This window comes from Corallococcus exercitus (assembly GCF_003611585.1).
Lineage (GTDB): Bacteria > Myxococcota > Myxococcia > Myxococcales > Myxococcaceae > Corallococcus > Corallococcus exercitus.
The window spans coordinates 1-2137 of sequence record NZ_RAVW01000736.1 but is presented as its reverse complement, the minus strand read 5'-3'; the positions used below and the strand labels follow the sequence as shown (position 1 = coordinate 2137).

Below are 2137 nucleotides of genomic sequence, written 5' to 3'. Positions count from 1 at the left end.
GCCTCGCGCGGGTTTCTGGGGCGGCAGCAGTCCTGCCAGCCGCTCCCATTGGGCGTCTGTCAGCTCTCCTCGGCTCATGCCCTCCTAACACCCGGCTCCCCTCGAACTATTTGCGGACACGTCCTAGCCCGCGAGCGATACGGCAGGCTGGACGTCCTCATCAGCAACGCGGGCACCATGGCCGTCTCACCCCTGGACGAGCTGCGCGTCGACGACTGGGAGGCGCTGGTCGACACCAACATCAAGGGCGTGCTGTACGGCATCGCCGCGGCCCTGCCTGTCTTTCGCGAGCAGGGCTTCGGGCACTTCATCCACACCGCGTCCACCGCGGCGCATCGCATCGTGCCCGGCCAGGCGGTCTACGCCGGGACGAAGCACGCCGTGCGAGCCATCTCCGAAGGCCTGCGCCAGGAGGCAGGCGCCACGCTGCGGGTGACGGTCATCTCGCCGGGAATGACCCGGACGGGCTTCCTGGAGCACGTGACGGATCCGGAGCTCCGGGCCCGGATGGAGATCGCGATTCCGCCGGAGGCGATTGCCCGGGCCATGGCCTTCGCCATCGAGCAGCCCGCCGACGTGGACGTGGGCGAGGTGATTGTCCGTCCCACGGCGCAGGGCTGACCGGACGAGGGACCGCGAAGATTGATTTACAGCCCTCGGGGCGCCGTACCGCGCCTGGCGTGAGGCCGAGCTCCCGGCGGAACTGCGTGGACAGGTGCGTCTGGCTGGCGAAGCCACATTCCGCCGCCACCCGGGCGAGCGGTGCGGCCGTGTCGAGCACCCAGGCCAATGCGTGGCGCACGCGCAGGCGCCGCTGCATCCGGCGCACGGGCTCGCCGTGCACCGCGCTGAACGCCCGGCAGAGCGAGAACACAGACACTCCAAAGGGAGCCGCCAGGGTGTCGAGAATCGCGAACGCCGGTTCAGGCCCGCTCCGGGTAGAGCGAGGCCACCCACTGCCTCCTCGTGTCCGCGCTGAACTCGGGAGTATCGGCCTTCAGCCAGTCCGCCAGCGCCTGTCCCATGGCCTCGGCGGACGGGTAGCGGTCGTCCACGGACCTCGCCAACGCACGCTCGAGGATTCGCACGAGGTCCGCGTCCAGGAAGGGATTGTGCTGCCGGGCAGGAACCAGCTTTCCCTCCAGGACCTGGTTGAAGATCTCGAATTCGGAGTCGCACTTCATGGGAAGCGTCCCGCACAGCAGCTTGTAGAGCAGCAAGCCCAGGACATAGACGTCGGCGCGGCCGTCCACCGGCTCCTTCAACAACTGCTCCGGTGCGAAGTACATCAGCTTGCCGGAGAACATCCGCGCCTTCGACCACGCCTCGCGCAGCGTCCACCGGTTGAAGCCGAACTCGATGAGCTTCACCTCCCCGCCGTAGCCCATCAGCACGTTCGAGGGGATGAGTTCTCCATGGAGCAGGCCCACCTGCTGGTGCGCGGGCTGCAATCCCTGGCAGATGTCGATGCCAATACTCACGGCGATGGGCTCGGGCAACGTCGGCAGGCCCCGCCGCTGGGACATGTGCTGCACCTGGCCCAGGTCCTTCCCCTCCACCCACTCCCGGACCAGGAAGGGCTTGCCCTCGACCTCTCCGAAGTCCAGGACGCGCACGACGTTGGGGTGCTGGAGGCATGCCGACAGGGAGGCGAGGTCGAGGAACTCCTCGACGACCGCACGATCCATGGAGAGCTCGGGCAACAGCCGCTTGAGGACCACCGGCCCGCTGCCGGCGGGCGCCTCCGGGTCGAGCGCCCGATGCAGCATGGTCAGACCGCTCACCCACATCCGCTCCAGCAGCTCGAACCTGCCAAACCGTTCCGTCCGGGGAGTGACCATGTCCGTGAAAGCTAGCAGCTCATCTGCCTGGCATCGCTCCGGGCACCGTCGCACGCGCCTCGTCGAGTACCCAGGCCTTGAAGGCCGCCACGTCCCTCCGGCCCGTCAGGGGACGCGGGTGCACGAGCCAGTAGCTGAAGTCGTTGGGGAGCACCGCCTTGAAGGGCCGCACCAACCTGCCCGCCTTCAGGTCGTCGGCCGCGAGCATCAGCCGCCCCAGCGCCACGCCATCCCCCAGCCGGGCGGCCTGGAGCGCCAGCCCGGCGTCGTTGAACACCGGGCCCCGGTCCACATCC

General features: G+C 68.7%; 3 protein-coding genes and 1 pseudogene. 1 reads left to right on the top strand and 3 read right to left on the bottom strand.

Translation table 11 applies throughout. The features are described 5' to 3' along the window. Positions 1 to 48: 48 nt before the first annotated feature. The gene (locus tag D7W79_RS41490; protein ID WP_276375630.1) at positions 49 to 621 is read left to right on the top strand and encodes an SDR family oxidoreductase; all 573 of its coding nucleotides are present in this window, start codon (positions 49 to 51) and stop codon (positions 619 to 621) included. Between the two features lie 52 nt (positions 622 to 673). Here D7W79_RS41490 and D7W79_RS46385 read toward each other — a convergent pair. The 3 genes and pseudogenes from D7W79_RS46385 to D7W79_RS41475 form a co-directional block, all read right to left on the bottom strand. Then, a pseudogene (locus D7W79_RS46385) lies at positions 674 to 898 on the bottom strand (helix-turn-helix domain-containing protein); the annotation flags it as partial. A 25-nt stretch (positions 899 to 923) separates the two neighbouring features. Then, the gene (locus tag D7W79_RS41480) at positions 924 to 1841 is read right to left on the bottom strand and encodes a serine/threonine protein kinase (protein ID WP_120530691.1); all 918 of its coding nucleotides are present in this window, start codon (positions 1839 to 1841) and stop codon (positions 924 to 926) included. Between the two features lie 19 nt (positions 1842 to 1860). After that, on the bottom strand, positions 1861 to 2137 hold a 277-nt coding region (locus D7W79_RS41475; RefSeq protein WP_244222267.1), incomplete at its 5' end, for a LysR substrate-binding domain-containing protein.

What these genes read in the sequence shown, in the direction of transcription:
- D7W79_RS41480 (WP_120530691.1), bottom strand. Translation starts at nt 1,841, where the DNA reads ATGGTCACTCCCCGGACGGAACGGTTTGGCAGGTTCGAGCTGCTGGAG.